The organism is Streptomyces sp. NPDC001732 (assembly GCF_053596315.1).
In genome coordinates this window covers 14,361-30,462 of sequence record NZ_JBSFFY010000070.1, presented here as the reverse complement: position 1 = coordinate 30,462, position 16,102 = coordinate 14,361, and the positions used below count along the sequence as shown (strand labels likewise).

Genomic DNA, 16,102 nt, shown 5'->3' with positions numbered 1-16,102 from the left:
AATACATCCAGTATGCGGACGCCCCTCCGCCTTGCGATGCACCGCATCTGACGCCGCGCGCTGATCCACCGGGGATTACGGGACAGCCCTTAGGCCGTGCATCGAAAGTGGATCTTGAGCTGTGAATGATCACGGTTCATGCGTCGGGGAGATCTCACGGACGAACAGTGGGCGGTGCTGGAGCCGTTGTTGCCAAAGGGCACGAAGGCGGGACGGCCGCCCGTCTGGCCCCGGCGGCAGCTGATCGACGGCATACGGTTCCGGGTCCGGACCGGTACTCCGTGGCGGGACGTGCCCGTCGAATACGGACCATGGGGCCGGATCTACGACCTGTTCCGCCAATGGCAGCGGGACGGTACCTGGCACCGGATCCTCACCCGGCTCCAGTCCCTGACCGACGCGAAAGGCGCGATCACGTGGGACCTGAGCGTCGACTCCACGGTGTGCCGCGCCCATCAGCATGCGGCTGGGGCCCGCAAGCAGGGTGACCTGCAGAAGGCACCGCCGGGTGGTGTGTTCACCGAGCCCGAAGACCACGGACTGGGACGCTCGCGCGGCGGGTTCACGACCAAGCTGCACCTGGCTGTCGAGCACGGTCAGAAGCCCATGGCGATCGTGGTCACGGCCGGTCAGCGCGGTGACTCGCCTCAGTTCGAGCCGGTGCTGGGGAAGGGCCGTGTGCCCCGCCTCGGGCCGGGCCGGCCACGCGGCCGTCCCGATCGGGTGCGGGCGGACAGGGCGTACGCCTCCCGCAAGAACCGTGCCTACCTGCGCCGCCGCGGAATCCGCTGCACCATCCCCGACAAGGCTGACCAGGCGCACAACCGCAGAAGGCCCGGCTCCCGCGGTGGTCGGCCACCGCGCTTCGACCCGGTCGACTATCGCGAGCGTCATGCGGTGGAGTGCGGGATCAACCGCCTCAAGAGGAACCGCGCTGTTGCCACGCGATACGACAAGCTCGCGGTCCGCTACGAGGCGACCGTCCTCGTCGCGGCCATCAACGAGTGGCTGTGGCCCTCGGCCATCACGCGGTGGGATCCACGTTCCACGTCTCCGGCAGATCGCTGCCGCAGAAGACGCAGACGAAGTCGTCCTCACGCACGATGTTGTGCTCCTGGCAGCCAGGACACCTACGGAACACCACCGCGTGGGTGAAGCCGGAAGGCCGTTCGAGCCCTACGCTGCCCAGAGCCCGAGCGACTTCCGGCCAGGAGCCGATGCCAGGGCAGTACCCGGTGGACTGGTTGCTGACCTCGCGCACGGCCCACCGGCCCGCCTCGCCCACGAAACCGATCTCGCCAGCACTCAGAACCACGGCTCCGTCGGCACAGGCCACGTGCTCACTCCGTCGCGGCGCCAGCCGAAGCACACCGTCCGTGCCGACCACGAAGGTGAACGGCTCGGCCGGCTCCGCCGCCGATCGCCCAGAGATCCAGTCGTTGAATTCAGCTGCCGAGCTGATCCGGCACCCGCCGCTGTCAAGCCGGACCACAGCCTTCAGCTCGACCGGACCGACATATCGATAACTCCGCCCCCGCTCACTCACATCAGCCAACCTGGAGCACTTCCGACACACGCCCCAGGCCGGCAGCGTCCTCAACGAGTGGTGCGCGAGAGCAGAAGGCCGGAGGCCGGTACCGAACGGGGAAGTGTGTCACTTCCTTGACACACTTCGATGCGTCGGGCAATGTGTCACAGGGTTGATACACATCGCGAGGGAACGGGGTCGGCCATGTCTGCTGCCGCTGAAACGGAAAGAGCATGGCGGGCGAGGCTGGACACTCCTGTGCGATGGGTCGGTGCGGCGTCCGGTCTGGCCATCAACGCCCTGGTCTCCTTCAGCCCCGAGCCCGATGTGGATCTGCTGTACGGGTTCCCCGTATTCGGTCTGTGTGTCATGGGCGGCGTGTTCGCAGCGGATGTGGTCGCACGCCCGAGCCCTGGCCGGCTACGAGTGGCCGAAGTGGCGCCGCGCCGGGTCCGGGACCACTTGCCCCGATTCCTGGCTGCCGCACTGGTCACACAGGCTGTTGTCCTGACGGTGCTCCTGATCGTCGCCGCCGCAACGGGCTCGGAGGACGCCGACGGCCGTGCAGGACGCGCTCTGTCCGTCGCGTGCCCGGAGGGCACCCAACTGCTCTCACCCTGGCCCGGCCCCTACTACGCCTGGCCGACCCTCGGCGGCCTCGCCCTCGGCACCATTGCCTGCGCATTGCTTCTGCGCCACGTCACCGCGCGGCGCGGGAGCGACGACCAACGCCGCACGAGCGTCCGGGCAGCGGTCGGCGCTTGGGGAGTGGTGGTGACCGCCCCTCTTTTCGCCGTCTCCCTGACGATGGGCGTTGCGGTGCTGAGCATGTCCTGCGCGGGCGGAATGAAGAGCGTGGCCCTGTGGGGGCTGGCCGTCACGGCTCTCACCTCCGCACTGACCGCGTCCCACTGTCTGGGAGTCCTGCTGCTGCCGCAGGTATACATCAAGGCACGACCATGACGACAAACGGCATCAGCGTCAACGTCAACCAGGCTTCACCTGTCCCGCCGTACGAGCAACTCCGCGCACAACTAGCAGATTTGATCTCCGTCGGTCGGCTGAATCACGGGGACAAGCTGCCGTCCGTGCGCCAGCTCGCCTCCGACCTCGGGCTGGCCAACAACACCGTTGTGCGGGCATACCGCGAGCTGGAGACCGCCGGCCTGGTCAAGAGCCGCCGCGGCTCCGGCACTCAGGTCGTCGCTCCTGCGGCCACTACCGACATCAAGGTGAAACTCGCGGAACACGCGCGCAGTTACGCAGCCGCGGCCAGGCAGCTCAACGCTACTGACGAGGAAGCCCTCGCGGCGATCCGACAGGCTCTCGCATGCCGCGATGCGCCGTGACCCCAGAGAGGGCCTGGGTCGTGCTTCAGAAGTCCCGTCTGCCCGGCGGGTCACGTGCCGAGGAACTCCAGCAGGTCGGCGTTGAACCTCTCCTTGTCGCCCGGGACCATCGCGGTGCCGTGCGAGCCGCCCTCGTAGACCTTCAGGACGGCGTCGAAGATGATCTTCGCCGACCTGCATCCGGTCGCCTCGATCGGCACAACCTGGTCGTCGTCGCCGTGGACGACCGGGGCGGAGACGTCGATCTTCTTCAGGTCCTCGGTGAAGTCCGTGGCCGAGAAGGCGTCGACGCAAGCCACGCCGCCCTGGATGGTCTGCGCCATGCCCATCAGCCGGAACGCGTCCTTGTTGCCCTGGGTGACCTTGCTGCCCGCGCGTCCGGCGGAGAAGAAACCGACGGCGTGGCCGGGGCGGCGCCGCCGTCCAGGAGCTCGCGCTCCATGCGGTCGGCGTCCGGGTGCCGGAGCGTCCCGAAGACGAGCTCCATCTGCCGCTCCGTCACCGTCTGCCCGGCGGTGAGCCCGAGCGCGGGCAGGCCTCGCCCCATCCGCACCCAGGGCGGCAGCCCGGCCTGCTCCTGGACGTCCCTCAACGACTGGCCGACGGGGCGGCGGCCGTCCCCGGAAGTCACCCCGCGCACGTAGTACCTCCAGGCGTTACGCCTCTGCACCTTCGTGACACTGATCGTCCCCGCAGAGAACACCGGCTCCGACCTGCACAGAAGAGCGATCCCATGCGGCGGGAGGGTTCACCGGAACTTCACCGCCAATCCCGTGCCACGGGCCCCGGCGGCGCCCCCGGGCCCGCCTGCGGACACCACCGAGGCCATGCAAATGCTGCGCGGCCCCCAGTCCCCCACACCGCAGGAGCCTCAAAACCCGCCGGTAGACGTCTTTCTTCGCCAACTGGTGCACAACCACGTACCACCACCGGCGGCCGGAGCCGCCCCGCATCCAGTCACCGACCCTCTTCACCCCGACGGACAAGTGCCGTCGTTGCAGGTCAGAAGCACTCTCCGCATATTTGGTCAAGCACCGGGCAACCTACCTCGCGAAAGCTCGAGGCTAGCGGCCCCGGAAAGTGTTCGGCCTGGTAGGCCGGGTGGGCCTCGCGGAGCAGGTGAACGGAGGGCGGATACCACCTGGACAGTTGCGCCCCAGTGGCCCCGTTGATGCTTCCCTCTCCCGCCCCAACCCGTTCTGGCATGATGCGCTGTCAGTACCGGGGAGGGCTGCGCCGTTTGCAGAGGAGGGGCCGTGTTCGACGGGCTGGAGCCGGAGGACCCGCGGCAGGTGGGGCGGTACCGGATCGTGGCGCGGATTGGCGCGGGCGGCATGGGGCAGGTGTATCTGGGGCGTTCGCCCGGTGGTCGCCCGGTCGCGCTGAAGGTGGTACGTCCGGAGCTGGCCCGAAACATGGACTTCCGGCACCGTTTCGTTCGTGAAGTGACGGCGGCCCGCAGGGTGAACGGGGCTTTCACCGCTGGGGTTGTCGACGCCGAACCAGACGGTTCACCGGCCTGGCTGGCGACCGTCTACGTATCCGGTGTGTCGCTGGGCGAGGCGGTTGCCCAGCACGGGCCGTGGCAGGCCGAGCACGTGCTGGCACTCGGCGCCGGTCTGGCGGAGGCCCTGGAGGCGATCCACGCCGCCGGCGTCGTGCACCGCGATCTGAAACCCTCCAACGTCTTGCTGGCCCCCGACGGCCCCCGAGTAATCGACTTCGGCATTTCGACAGCGAGCGAGGCCAGCGCGCTGACCCACACCGGCATGACGATCGGCACGCCCGGCTTCATGTCCCCGGAACAACTCACCGGCCGGTCCATCGGGCCCGCCAGCGACGTCTTCGCGCTCGGCGCGGTACTCGCCCACACCGCTGTCGGCACCGGCCCGTTCGGCACCGGCACCCCTCACGCCCTGCACTTCCGCGCCGTGTACCCTCTCCAGTCACCGCCCCGGCCCTGCACGACGCGCCCACCCAGACCGCCGACCATGCCGCGCAAAGCCCCGGCGACCCGCCTCCGCCCCTCTCCCGGCGCAGCGTCCTGCTCGCCGTGACAGGTACGGCAGCCACCGCTGGACTCGCCGTCGCGGCCTGGAAGACCGCCGACAAGGGTTCCGGGTCCGCCGGCTCGCCCTCCGCCCTCCAGTCATCCGCACGGAAGCCCGTTCATACCACCGCTCCACCGGCCCCCCGCGAGCCAGGCCGGCAACTCTGGGCCTTCCAGACCGACGACGAGGTGAAGACGAAGCCAACCATTGCGAACGGCGTCGTCTACTTCGGTAGCAACGACAACAATCTGTATGCGCTGGACGCTGCCACGGGCAAGAAGCACTGGGCCCTCGACACCGGCAGTGTGGTCTACTCGTCGTCTGTTGTCGTGGGCGATCTGGTCTATGTGGGCACTTACCTCAACGGCCTGTACGCAGTGGACGCCGCAACCGGCAAAAGACGCTGGGTCTTCGCCGACGGATCGATATTCTGGTCGCCGGTCGTGGTCGACAACGTCGTCTACGTCGGAAGCAGTGACGAGCATTTCTACGCGGTGGACGCGGTGACAGGAAAACAGAGATGGAGCTTTCGCTGCCGCAAGAATGGCGATGTGACAAAGGCGCCGGTCGTGGTGAACGGTGTCGTGTACTTCACCAGTGACGACGGTCATCTCTATTCGCTGGACGCCGAGACGGGAAAGCAACGTTGGGCCTTCCCCATCCTCGACGGCGTGAACTCCGCCCCGGTCGTGGCCAACGGCCTGGTTTACGTCTCCAGTAGCCGCTTGTACGCGGTGAATGCTGCGACGGGGAAGCAGCAGTGGTCCCTCGTCGGCGCCAAATACAAGAACGTAGGTGCCGGCAACCGCGCTCTCTTGTCGCCGACTGTGGCCGACGGCGTGGTGTACGTCGGCGACAGCATCGAGTATCTGTTCGCGCTGGACGCCGCGACAGGCAAGAAGCGCTGGGCTTTCGAGACCGAAAGCAGTGTCTTCTCCGCCGCGGCTGTAGCGGACGGAGTGGTCTACGTGTGCAGTGACGACAGTAATCTGTACGCGGTGGACGCGCGAACAGGGAAGAAGCGCTGGGCCTTCCACACAGGCGCTGGTCTGGAGTCTTCCCCGACGGTGGCGGGCGATGTGGTCTACGTCGGAAGTAAGGACCACGCTCTGTACGCCATCCAGACATGACGCCAGCCCCTGTCGGCTTGACTCTGTCAGTGGTCTTAGAAGTTGCGCGGACAGGGGCGTTTCACGGTGGTCGGCTCGGGCTGTTGTCCCAGCCGGTGGGTGCTCCAGGTGCGGCGGACAAGGCTACGCACGGTACGCCTTCAAGTGGCCCTTGCACTTGGAGGTGCTCGCTCGGCAGGTCAACGTGCTCTCGTGGTCCGGTTGTGGCCATGACCTGTCACGGACTCAGATGCTGCGATGAAGGCTTGTACGAGGGGACGGTTGTCTCCTCGGCGAGTGGCCATGAAGATCCGGCTCATTGTGGGAGGCCCGTCGAGTTCAAGACGTTGGGCGCCTGCGGGGAGCAGCGTCGTGACGCTGTAGGGGGCGATGGTGACGCCGAGGCCGGCTGCGACGAACATGAGGATGGTGTGCCAGTTCGAGCACTCTTGTGCGACCTGGACGTCGATACCGGCGTCCCGTAGCGGCTGTGTGTTCACGTCGAACGCCTGGGCTCCTGCTGTACGTGGGAACAGGATCAGCGGGTCAGCGGCCAGTGCCGCTGCTTTCACATGGTCGCTGCTTGCGGCGGGGTGCTCTGTGGGGATGACGGCGACAAACCGTTCCGTTGTCAGCAGGGAAAGGTCGATGTCGTCTCGCTCCTCGGCATCCCGCACGATCCCGATGTCGGCCGTGCCCCGCTCCAGGGCTGTCAGGACATCGACGGTGAAACCGTCGTGCAGTTTGACCTGGACGTCCGGGCGGCGGCGAGAAAATTCACGGAGCCGTTCGCTGACGATCGCGGTGGCGGAGGTGATGAAGGCGACATCCAGGCGGCCGGTCTCGCCGCGCCCGACACGGCCGGCCTCGTCGAGGTCGGCCGCCAGACGGTCCAGAAGGCCCCTCGCCCGCGGCTGGAACGTCGCTCCTGCCTCTGTGAGGCGGACGCTTCGGGAGGTCCGCCGGAACAGCTCAACACCGACAATCTTCTCGAGCTGCCTGATCTGCTGGGACAAGGCCGGCTGAGCAAGATTCAGCCGCTGGGCGGCGCGGCCGAAGTGGAGCTCCTCGGCCACAGCCAGAAAGTACCGCAGATGACGGAGCTCGATTCGCTGATCCATAGTTCAAACTTATCGATAGAGGCTACCGCTTGTATTGGACATATGGGTATGGGGGACCGGAGGCTAGCGGGGAGCTGCACCCGAAGGGAAACCCGCCCCATGCCGTACACCTCTGCCCCGACCGTGGTCTCCTCGATCGCCTCACAGAGTGATGCCGACGCGTTCTGCGTGTTGAACGAGGAGTGGATCTCGCGCCTGTTCACACTGCAGGAAGAGGACCGGGCGGTTCTCGGAGATCCGTTCGGCCGCATCGTGGACCCGGGCGGCGACGTGCTCCTGGCACGCGAGCCGGACAGCGGCACCGTTGTCGGGTGCGTCGCACTTCTGGCCTACCCGGACGCCGTGTTCGAACTGGCGAAGATGGCCGTGGCCCCCGCCGCGCAGGGACGCGGCATCGGCCGCCGGCTCGTAGCCGCAGCGATCGACCGCGCCCAGGCACTCGGTGGGGCTCGGCTGTTCCTGGGCACGAACAGCAAGCTGGCTCCCGCCATCCACCTCTACGAGGAAGCCGGGTTTGTCAGGATCACCCGCAACCGTCTCCCGGTGGCCGACTATTACGCCCGCGCCGACACCCTCATGGAACTGAAGTGACGCCCCGGCTCGGATCCCGGGGTCTGCCTCGCCACGGCTGTCTTCGCCAACACGTCGGTTCCCCCGCCACCCGCAGCACGCGATACCTGTGCCAAGTCGTGGCCGAACCATCTGGGCGGCTACCTCGACGACACCCCGCACGGGCCGACTGCACTGGACGCGAGCCCGCTGAAAGGCCCTGAGCGGCCGCGGTAGAGGATGAACTCCCCCGTCACGTGCGCGGCCCGGCCCATGGCCTCCCGCCGCGCGGTGGTCGTGCGCCCTGGTCCGGGGAACTCCTCTTCCGTACGCCGTGCCCGTTCTGATCGAGTGGGACGGCCTCAGCCGACACTGCCCCGCTGGCCCGGCGCCACCGGCCCACCCCTCCAGCCAACCGCTGATCCACCCACAAGTCGCGACTTAAAGATCTGGTGATCATGGAGTGGCGGCACCCTGTGATCACTGGGAGACCCGTGCCCACGCTGCCCTCATGGCCGACCGAACCACTCCGGGACCAACTCCAGGCCCTGCTGCCCGAGCGGCCCGAGTTCCGTCCTCACCATCCGCTCGGCTGCCACCACCGGCGCATTGGCAACCGGGTCATCTTCGACGAGATGCTGCAGTTACTACGCTTCGGCTGTTCTTATGAGGCGATCGCCGACACGAGCTGGTCGGCCACCACGATCCGCGACCGTCGCGACGAGTGGATACGACTCGGCGTCTTCGCCAAGCTCAAGCAGATTGCGCTTGAGTCCTACGACCGGACAGTCGGCCTCGTCCTCGACCAGATCGCCGTGAACGGCTCCATCGCCAAGGCACCCGGAGGCGGTGAGGCCGCCGGACGTTCACCAGTCGACCGCGGCAAGCAGGGGCTGAAGTGCTCGGGCATGACGGACGGATACGGCATTCCCCCCGGCCGTGCCCTGGCCGGAGCCAACCGACATGACTCTCCGCTGCTCGCCCCAACCCTGGATCGCCTCAACGACCTTGGCCCGCTGCCCGACGACGTCACCGTGCACCTGGACGCCGGCTACGGCTCGGACAGGACCCACACGCTGCTCAACGAACGCGGCCTGCGTGAACACATAGCACGCAAGGGGGAGAAAGCACCCATCCAGGCCAGTCGGCGTTGGCACATGGAGCGTGCTCACGTCGGACCCTTGCCACCGTCGGTGTCGCCCCCGACCAGCAAGGCCGGGACGGGCCGTGCAGGGATCATTCCTGCCGTGTCCCGAGCCGTTCGGCCAGGAAGGCGATGATCTCGTTCCGGGCCTGCACGGTGGGGTGACCCTCCTGGTCGACGAGATGCGCTGTGACGACGCTGTGGGCGCAACCGACGACATCACGGAAGAAGGGTGGCGGGTTGGTGTTCGCCGTGCCGGATCTGAGTACGCGGCCGTCGAACGCGTCCCCGAGCAGTGCCCGGTAGGCCGCGAACCGCCGACCGGTGCACCACCTGTCGTTGTCGAATCGGTAAGCGAGAACCTTCAACCCGTCTCGCGCCACGCGTTCGGCCACGGCAGCAGCGTCCTCGTCACCGATCTCCAGCCCGGCGGCGTCGTCGAGCGGAAGCGACGGATGGTTCACCACCGGTGCGACGACAGCGGGTTCGAGCGCCATGGTCAAGGCGAAGTTGCCGGTGAAGCACAGACCGACGGCGCCGACACCGGGCCCGCCGCGCTCGGTGTGCGCCAGGCGAGCGAGTCCGCGCAGCCATGTGACGACGGGGCTGGTACCTCCCCCGGCAAACGCTCGGAACTCGGCGCTGACACACGCGCGTCGCACGACGGTCTCCTGCGCCTCGGCGAGCGGATAAGCACCGTCGACCCCGAAAAGAGAGGGCATGTACACGGAGAAGCCGGCATCGCGCACCCAGCGAGCGAACCGGGCGACATCGGGGCTGATGCCCGGCATCTCGGGCATGAGGACGACGGCCGGCCCTGACCCGGAGACATAAACGGTCTTGTCGACGTCATCGACGCCGACGGTCCTCCGCGAGAAGTCGTCCAGGGGGTCACTCTGTCCTCGCATGATTGTCATGACCGAGATGGTGACGAGTGGCCGCCCTCCCGGAGAAGAGGCGGTATCGCCATGTATCCCGGTAATATCGCCATCCGATCAAGGCGTTGGAGGGGCCGCATGAGTCCGTTGCGCGTAGGTGTGCTGGCCTACCCCGGCTGCTTCGCGTCGGAGGTGTTCGGAGTCCCCGACCTCCTGACGATGGCCACTCACGTCGCCGCGGCGAACGGGTCGGTTCAGCCGGCTCACGAGACGTCGGTCATCTCGCCCCGGCGGCGTGTGATCTCGTCCGGCGGTTCGGTCCTCGACGTCTCAGCGGTCCGCCCGGTGGACGTCCTGATCGTGCCGGGCTTCGAGCTTTCGCCCACGCTCGATCTCGACGCGACCCTCGCGAACCTGAGGCCGGAAGTGGCATCGATTCGATCGCAGGCTGCCGCCGGGACCGCCGTCGTGTCGATCTGCGTGGGCGCCTTCCTGGTCGCTGAAGCCGGGCTGCTCGACGGACGCGAGGCGACCACGTCCTGGTTGTTCGCGGACCGGTTCGCCCGCCGGTACTCCGACGTACGCCTCCGCCCGGAGAGGCTGGTTGTGACCGACCGGGGGACGACGACCACGGCGGCCTTCAGCGCCATGTACGACTTCGCGCTGCAATTCATCCGCGAACACGACGGCCCCCGCGTCGCCCGCAGCACCGCGCGCATCGCGCTTGTCGACGACGCACGCTCCACGCAGGCTTCCTATGTCGACTCGCGGCTCGTCCCCACCGCGGGCGGTGATTTCTCGCTCGGCGTCAAGCGATGGCTCGACCAGAACCTCAGCGCTCGTTACGACTTGCCCGCCCTCGCCCAGAAGTTTCACGTGAGCACGAGAACCATGCTCCGTCGTTTTGGCGACGAAGCCGGCGAGACGCCACTCGCCTACCTGCAGACGGTCCGGGTGCGTCGAGCCAAACACTTGCTGGAGACGACCGACAAGACCGTCGCGGGCATCGCCGCCGACGTGGGATACCTCGACCCCGGGACGTTCAGCGGCATCTTCGCCAGACACACGGGACGACGGCCGGGGGAGTATCGCGCGATGTTCCGTCGTCGCCATGACAGGTGACAGGTGACAGCACCCACACCCGCTGCCCCGCCACCGAGCCGAGCGCCCACTCGATGTCCTGCGCCTGCGCGGCGCCGACCGCGCCGCCCGAGCAGGAGCGGTACCGGTCCGCGGATCGGTCCCTCCTCGGCGACCACCACGATCCCGTCAGCAGCGTTCCGGCGGCTCGAAAAGACACTCCCCGGCTTCCAGGCGCCGGGGCACCCGCAGGTGCCCTTCCCGGGCGCGGAACTGCTCCACCAACCTGACGAATCAAAGCAGACAGCCCACTCCCGCCGACGTGAACACTGATCAGATGCCCTCTCGGCACAGCACCAACATCCGTGCGGGCAGATGCGCCACGCTCCACGCGGCCGACCGCCGGGCTCGAGGGCGTGGAAGCAGTGAAGGAGGGAGCGAGCGAGGGTCAGAGGGGACTGGTCTCGTCACAGATCCTCCGGTGCCACCGCCCTCCTCTGCGCCATGGCCGGCGGTACGCAAAGGGCTCGGGAAGGGTTCTGCGCCACAACTCTTCGTCCAACTCGGCCACCGGAGCCACCGGTTCGCGGTGTGCACGGGGAGGGAGCCTGGACGGTGAGGCTGATCCCCGGGAGTGGACACCCTGACAATGGACCTTGGTGGTCCAGGCAGGGGTGTCCAGGTGGGACGTGAGTTTCCGCATCCGGAAGAGTGCAGTCAGTTCCGCAGTGTCTCGCGGGAGCCGCTGCCGAGCTTGTCGACGACCGCCTGCAGAGCGGCCGTCTCGTTCGGGTGGCCGTCGCGCACATCGGCGACCATGCGCACCGCGCCGCGGCGGAGCTCAAGCGGGTAACGGGGAGGCCATGCCATGACTCGTTCCTCCCGTGAAATCAGATCTGCATTCGAGTAGAGACAATTCGGGCCGTCCCATGCCCGAACGGTGCCTCTGCCAGGTTGTGGCCCGGCTCGGTGCCGTGAACTCGGCAAGCGCAGTAGCGCGTCGGCTCCCTGGCCGCTCTGTGCGCTTCGGGTGAATTCCCGGCATGTTCTTGCCGAGTGAGCCCCTCTGGGCAAGAACCCACGCCCACGCTCGATCAGGACGGACTGCAGCCCCTGGGAGATCGCCATGCACATCCTGCTTGTCGCAAGCGCTTTCAACAGCCTCACCCAACGTGTCCAGGCCGAGTTGAGGGACCACGGGCACTCCGTTGCCGTGCAACTCGCGCACGAGGAAGACCCGGTCCGGGAAGCCGTCCGCCGGGAGCGCCCGGACCTTGTTGTGGCGCCGTACCTGAAGTCCGCGATCCCGAGGGACATCTGGTCGGTCCACACCTGTCTCGTCGTCCATCCGGGGCCGGTCGGCGACCGCGGGCCTTCCTCCCTGGACTGGGCCGTCCATGAGGGAGCGGACCGCTGGGGCGTCACCGTGCTTCAGGCGAACGCGGAGATGGACGCGGGTGACGTCTGGGCGTCCGTGACCTGTCCGTTGCCCCCGGTGGGCAAGAGCGACCTGTACCGCAACGAGATTTCGGACGCCGCCGTGGAGGCGGTGCTTCTGGCAGTCGGGCGCTTCGCGTCGGGGACGTACACCCCGGCGCCACAGGCCGCCGCCGCCGGCGAAGGCTGCCGCCCTCTGTTCCGCCAGTCGCTGCGCCGCATCGACTGGCAGTCGGACTCCACCGCGACGGTGGTCCGCAAACTCAGGGCGGCGGACTCCCAGCCCGGTGTGCTCGACGAGTTGCTGGACGGCGAGTGGTTCCTGCACGGCGGGCATCCCGAGTCCCGGCTGGGTGGGCGTCCGGGGGATGTGGTGGCCACCCGGGACGGCGCGATCTGCCGGGCGACCACCGATGGCGCGGTGTGGATCCCCGAGCTGCGGCCACGGCGGACGCCGGACGGCCCGGCCACCTTCAAGCTCCCCGCCACCACGGCGCTGTCCGGGCGGCTGTCCGCCGTGCCCGAGCGGCCGGCTCCGCTGCACCGGACCGGGGACGACGACACCTGGTCCGAGATCGGCTACCGGGAAGGGGCCGGGACCGGCTTCCTGTCGTTCTCTTTCCGCAGCGGCGCAATGAGCACGGAGCAGTGCCGACGCCTGCTGCGCGCCTACCGGTTCGCCTGCTCCCGGCCCACCTCGGTGCTGGTCGTCGGCGGCGGCCGGGACTTCTTCTCCAACGGCATCCACCTCAACGTGATCGAGGCAGCGGCCGATCCCGGCGCCGAGTCCTGGGCCAACATCAACGCCATGGACGACCTGGTGGAGGCGGTGCTGACGACCACGGACCGGCTCGTCGTCGCCGCCCTGGCCGGGAACGCCGCAGCGGGCGGGGTGATGCTGGCCCTCGCCGCCGACGAGGTGTGGTGCAGGGCGGGCGCGGTACTCAATCCGCACTACCGCCTGATGGGGCTGTACGGATCGGAGTACTGGACGTACACGCTGCCGCGACGGGTGGGAGCGGCAGCGGCCGACCGGCTCATGCGGGACGCTCTGCCGGTCAGTTCCGCTGCGGCGCACCGGCTCGGGCTGATCGACAGGGTGATCCCGTGCGCCCCCCAGTCGTTCGACCCGGAAGTCGGCGCCCTGGCAACCCGCCTGGCAGCCCTGCCCGCGACGCAGTCCCGGATCCACGCGAAGAAGGAGGAGCGGGACGGGGTCGACCTGGCCCCGTACAGGGAGGCCGAACTCGTCCGCATGCATCGCATCTTCGCGGACCCTCACCACCCGTACCACGGGCTGCGCCGGGCCTTCGTCCGCAAGGAGCGGCCCGCGTCCGGCACCGCGGTCCCGCACCCCCCGGTCCCCCGGGACTGACGACGGTGCGGCGGCGGAGCGGCTACCGCTGCTCCGCCAGCCAGTCGTACCAGTGCGCCAGCCCCTCCCCGGTGGCCGCGGAGACCGTCAGCACGCGCACGTCCGGGTTCACCGAGCGCGCGTGCTGCGCGCACTGCTCGACGTCGAAGTCGACATGGGACAGCAGATCGGACTTGTTGATCAGGATCAGGTCGGCAGCGGCGAACATGTACGGGTACTTCAGCGGCTTGTCCGTGCCCTCGGTGACCGAGATGATCACGACCTTGCTGCGCTCCCCGAGGTCGAACAGGGCGGGGCACACCAGGTTTCCGACGTTCTCCACCATGAGCAGCGACCCCTCGGCCGGGGACAGCGCCGTGAGGGCATCCCACATCATCTCCGCGTCGAGGTGGCACCCCGCCCCTGTGTTCACCTGCACCACGGCGCAGCCCGTACGCCTGATCCGGTCGGCGTCGAGCCTCGTCTCCTGATCGCCCTCGATGACGGCCACCGGCCGACGGCCGCCGAGGTCGGTGACGGCGCGTTCCAGCAGGGTTGTCTTGCCTGCGCCCGGCGAGCTCATCATGTTCACGGCCACCACGCCGCGGTCGGTCATCCACGTCCGGTTGCGCTCCGCGAGCAGGTCGTTCTTGGCGAGTACCTTCTGCTCGATGGTGACGGTCTCACCGGCTCCACTCGGCTGACGACGCTCGTGCGGATGAGGGTGCGGGTCCGGATGCGGATGACCGTGCTCCGGTGCACCATCCTCCCGCAGCATCACGATCCTGGTCCCACCGGCCTCCTCGGCACAGCCGCAGGTACCGCACATGGTTCAGCCCACTTCCATGGAAACGATCTGCAGTTCCCGTCCCGATGTGATCTCCACATCCGCGCTGCCGCAGGGACACAGCAGAATCAGGTCGGTCAAGGTGAATTCGACGGCACAGGTGCGGCAGCGGCCGGCGCCGGGCGGCTGGTCGATCTCCAACTGCGCGCCCTCAGCGGCCGTTCCCTCCGTAACCAGGCCGAAGCAGAACCGCATCGAGTCGGGCACCACGGCCGTGAGCACGCCGACGCGGATGCGGACCGACCGGACCGAACGCCCCCCGGCGCGTTCGCACACCGAATCGACGACGCTCTGTGTGATGGCCAGCTCGTGCACCGGTGCCTCGACCTTCCGCGGGTGGCTCCGACCGTAGGGCCACGGGAGGACCGTGGCACCGCCCGACAGGACCGGTCCCCCGCCCGGACCACCCGAGCGGCCCACCGTATGCCGTCATTCGGGCCCCGGTGACGCGGCGGGACGGCGAATTCCCCTGTTGCCGGTGCCCGCGAATCGAGGCGTGATGGTAGCAATGTGCGCATACCCACCTGTGGGGGCCGATGGCCGGTAGGCCGTCATTCTGAAAGGCGGCACTGCCATGCCGACAGAAGAAGCGGTAAAGGCGGAGGACACACTGATCCATGTGCTGTGGATCAACGCAGGCCTGAGCTGCGACGGCGATTCCGTCTCCCTGACCGCCGCCACGCAGCCGAGCATCGAGGAAATCGCGCTCGGCGCCCTGCCGGGACTTCCGCAGGTCGCCGTCCACTGGCCGCTCATCGATTTCGAGTGCGGTCCGAACGGCGGCGCCGACGATTTTCTCGAATGGTTCTTCAAAGCCGATCGCGGAGAACTTGAACCGTTTGTTCTTGTGGTCGAGGGCTCCATTCCGAACGAGCGGTTGCACGACGAAGGTTACTGGTGCGGGTTCGGCAACGATCCCGCCACGGGCCAGCCCATGACGACCAGCGAGTGGCTCGACCGGCTGGCTCCGAAGGCGACCGCGGTCGTCGCGGCCGGCACCTGTGCGACGTACGGCGGCATCCACGCCATGGCGGGCAACCCGACCGGTGCAATGGGGGTTCCCGACTACCTGGGCTGGGACTGGAAGTCCAAAGCCGGCATCCCGATCGTGTGCGTCCCCGGGTGCCCGATCCAGCCGGACAACCTCTCGGAGACGCTCACCTACCTGCTCTACATGGCCACCGACCAGGCCCCGATGATCCCGCTCGACGACGCGCTGCGGCCGACGTGGCTGTTCGGGGCGACGGTCCACGAGGGCTGCGACCGGGCCGGGTACTACGAGCAGGCCGACTTCGCGACGGAGTACGGCTCGCCGAAGTGCATCGTCAAGCTGGGCTGCTGGGGCCCCGCGGTCAAGTGCAACGTGCCCAAGCGCGGCTGGATGAACGGCATCGGCGGCTGCCCCAACGTCGGCGGCATCTGCATCGGCTGCACCATGCCCGGCTTCCCGGACAAGTTCATGCCGTTCATGGACGAGCCCCCCGGAGGAAAGCTCTCGACCAACGCGGTCGGGCCGTACGGGGCGACGATGCGGCGGCTGCGCCACCTCACCACCCACACCCTGGACCGCGAACCGAAATGGCGTAAGCCCGGCGGGAAACTCACGACCGGCGCCACACGCACCTGGTGAGCGACCACGTACACCACCGCAATGG

15 protein-coding genes and 3 pseudogenes are annotated in these 16,102 nt (G+C 68.1%); 10 read left to right on the top strand and 8 right to left on the bottom strand.

The features are described from left to right. Positions 1-138: 138 nt before the first annotated feature. Positions 139-1,011 (top strand): annotated as a pseudogene (locus ACWCXX_RS35095) (IS5 family transposase); the annotation flags it as partial. Between the two features lie 13 nt (positions 1,012-1,024). On the opposite strand, the gene ACWCXX_RS35090 reads toward ACWCXX_RS35095, so the two are convergent. After that, positions 1,025-1,546, bottom strand: coding sequence for a hypothetical protein (locus ACWCXX_RS35090; protein WP_451134452.1), 522 nt, complete (start codon positions 1,544-1,546; stop codon positions 1,025-1,027). A 240-nt stretch (positions 1,547-1,786) separates the two neighbouring features. Here ACWCXX_RS35090 and ACWCXX_RS35085 point away from each other — a divergent pair, with 240 nt between their 5' ends. Together ACWCXX_RS35085 and ACWCXX_RS35080 are read left to right on the top strand one after the other, a co-directional pair. Further along, positions 1,787-2,491, top strand: a complete 705-nt coding sequence (locus ACWCXX_RS35085) for a hypothetical protein (RefSeq protein ID WP_451134450.1) — start codon at positions 1,787-1,789, stop codon at positions 2,489-2,491. Beyond that, the gene (locus tag ACWCXX_RS35080) at positions 2,488-2,877 is read left to right on the top strand and encodes a GntR family transcriptional regulator (protein WP_451134448.1); all 390 of its coding nucleotides are present in this window, start codon (positions 2,488-2,490) and stop codon (positions 2,875-2,877) included. Before ACWCXX_RS35085 ends, ACWCXX_RS35080 begins: the two co-directional genes overlap by 4 nt. A 50-nt stretch (positions 2,878-2,927) precedes the next feature. Here ACWCXX_RS35080 and ACWCXX_RS35075 read toward each other — a convergent pair. Further along, positions 2,928-3,278, bottom strand: a pseudogene (locus ACWCXX_RS35075) (alpha/beta fold hydrolase); the annotation flags it as partial. Further along, a complete protein-coding gene (locus tag ACWCXX_RS35070) occupies positions 3,206-3,517 on the bottom strand; it encodes a hypothetical protein (RefSeq protein ID WP_451134446.1) in 312 nt (103 codons plus the stop codon). The pseudogene ACWCXX_RS35075 and the gene ACWCXX_RS35070, both read right to left, overlap by 73 nt. 616 nt (positions 3,518-4,133) lie before the next feature. Between ACWCXX_RS35070 and ACWCXX_RS35065 the strand changes: the two genes are divergently transcribed. Together ACWCXX_RS35065 and ACWCXX_RS35060 are read left to right on the top strand one after the other, a co-directional pair. Then, positions 4,134-4,934, top strand: coding sequence for a serine/threonine-protein kinase (locus tag ACWCXX_RS35065; RefSeq protein ID WP_451134444.1), 801 nt, complete (start codon positions 4,134-4,136; stop codon positions 4,932-4,934). Continuing rightward, complete coding sequence (locus ACWCXX_RS35060; RefSeq protein WP_451134442.1) at positions 4,931-6,058, top strand: outer membrane protein assembly factor BamB family protein; 1,128 nt, start codon at positions 4,931-4,933, stop codon at positions 6,056-6,058. Before ACWCXX_RS35065 ends, ACWCXX_RS35060 begins: the two co-directional genes overlap by 4 nt. A gap of 179 nt (positions 6,059-6,237) precedes the next feature. Here the strand turns inward: ACWCXX_RS35060 and ACWCXX_RS35055 are convergent, their stop codons facing one another. Then, positions 6,238-7,158 carry a LysR family transcriptional regulator gene (locus ACWCXX_RS35055; protein ID WP_451134440.1) on the bottom strand — a complete coding sequence of 307 codons (921 nt, stop codon included), beginning with the start codon at positions 7,156-7,158 and terminating at the stop codon, positions 6,238-6,240. A gap of 123 nt (positions 7,159-7,281) precedes the next feature. Here ACWCXX_RS35055 and ACWCXX_RS35050 point away from each other — a divergent pair, with 123 nt between their 5' ends. Together ACWCXX_RS35050 and ACWCXX_RS35045 are read left to right on the top strand one after the other, a co-directional pair. Next, the gene (locus ACWCXX_RS35050; RefSeq protein ID WP_451134438.1) at positions 7,282-7,749 is read left to right on the top strand and encodes a GNAT family N-acetyltransferase; all 468 of its coding nucleotides are present in this window, start codon (positions 7,282-7,284) and stop codon (positions 7,747-7,749) included. A 452-nt stretch (positions 7,750-8,201) separates the two neighbouring features. Beyond that, positions 8,202-8,879: pseudogene (locus ACWCXX_RS35045) on the top strand (transposase); the annotation flags it as partial. Between the two features lie 64 nt (positions 8,880-8,943). Here the strand turns inward: ACWCXX_RS35045 and ACWCXX_RS35040 are convergent. Further along, positions 8,944-9,768, bottom strand: a complete 825-nt coding sequence (locus ACWCXX_RS35040; RefSeq protein ID WP_451134436.1) for a dienelactone hydrolase family protein — start codon at positions 9,766-9,768, stop codon at positions 8,944-8,946. Positions 9,769-9,867: 99 nt separating this feature from the next. Between ACWCXX_RS35040 and ACWCXX_RS35035 the strand changes: the two genes are divergently transcribed. Next, entirely contained in the window at positions 9,868-10,851 is a 984-nt protein-coding gene (locus tag ACWCXX_RS35035; protein ID WP_451134434.1) for a GlxA family transcriptional regulator, read from the top strand. A 675-nt stretch (positions 10,852-11,526) separates the two neighbouring features. On the opposite strand, the gene ACWCXX_RS35030 is transcribed toward ACWCXX_RS35035, so the two are convergent. Further along, positions 11,527-11,679 (bottom strand): hypothetical protein, encoded by a 153-nt coding sequence (locus ACWCXX_RS35030; protein WP_451134432.1) that lies wholly within the window; start codon positions 11,677-11,679, stop codon positions 11,527-11,529. A 256-nt stretch (positions 11,680-11,935) separates the two neighbouring features. On the opposite strand from ACWCXX_RS35030, the gene ACWCXX_RS35025 reads away from it, so the two are divergent. Further along, complete coding sequence (locus ACWCXX_RS35025) at positions 11,936-13,621, top strand: hydrogenase maturation protein (RefSeq protein WP_451134430.1); 1,686 nt, start codon at positions 11,936-11,938, stop codon at positions 13,619-13,621. Positions 13,622-13,643: 22 nt separating this feature from the next. Here the strand turns inward: ACWCXX_RS35025 and hypB are convergent, their stop codons facing one another. After that, the gene (gene hypB / locus ACWCXX_RS35020) at positions 13,644-14,429 is read right to left on the bottom strand and encodes a hydrogenase nickel incorporation protein HypB (protein ID WP_451134428.1); all 786 of its coding nucleotides are present in this window, start codon (positions 14,427-14,429) and stop codon (positions 13,644-13,646) included. A 3-nt stretch (positions 14,430-14,432) separates the two neighbouring features. Further along, positions 14,433-14,762 (bottom strand): hydrogenase maturation nickel metallochaperone HypA/HybF, encoded by a 330-nt coding sequence (locus tag ACWCXX_RS35015; RefSeq protein ID WP_451134426.1) that lies wholly within the window; start codon positions 14,760-14,762, stop codon positions 14,433-14,435. 259 nt (positions 14,763-15,021) lie between these two features. On the opposite strand from ACWCXX_RS35015, the gene ACWCXX_RS35010 reads away from it, so the two are divergent. Then, positions 15,022-16,077: an NADH-quinone oxidoreductase subunit B family protein gene (locus ACWCXX_RS35010; RefSeq protein ID WP_451134424.1), complete on the top strand. Its 1,056-nt coding sequence runs from the start codon at positions 15,022-15,024 to the stop codon at positions 16,075-16,077. The last annotated feature ends 25 nt before the right edge of the window (positions 16,078-16,102 follow it).

Excerpts from the sequence above, each read along its gene's own strand:
- ACWCXX_RS35030 (WP_451134432.1), bottom strand. The coding sequence starts at position 11,679 with ATGGCATGGCCTCCCCGTTACCCGCTTGAGCTCCGCCGCGGCGCGGTG.
- hypB (WP_451134428.1), bottom strand. The coding sequence starts at position 14,429 with ATGTGCGGTACCTGCGGCTGTGCCGAGGAGGCCGGTGGGACCAGGATC.
- ACWCXX_RS35080 (WP_451134448.1), top strand. The coding sequence starts at position 2,488 with ATGACGACAAACGGCATCAGCGTCAACGTCAACCAGGCTTCACCTGTC.
- ACWCXX_RS35025 (WP_451134430.1), top strand. The coding sequence starts at position 11,936 with ATGCACATCCTGCTTGTCGCAAGCGCTTTCAACAGCCTCACCCAACGT.
- ACWCXX_RS35040 (WP_451134436.1), bottom strand. The coding sequence starts at position 9,768 with ATGACAATCATGCGAGGACAGAGTGACCCCCTGGACGACTTCTCGCGG.
- ACWCXX_RS35055 (WP_451134440.1), bottom strand. The coding sequence starts at position 7,158 with ATGGATCAGCGAATCGAGCTCCGTCATCTGCGGTACTTTCTGGCTGTG.
- ACWCXX_RS35035 (WP_451134434.1), top strand. The coding sequence starts at position 9,868 with ATGAGTCCGTTGCGCGTAGGTGTGCTGGCCTACCCCGGCTGCTTCGCG.
- ACWCXX_RS35010 (WP_451134424.1), top strand. The coding sequence starts at position 15,022 with ATGCCGACAGAAGAAGCGGTAAAGGCGGAGGACACACTGATCCATGTG.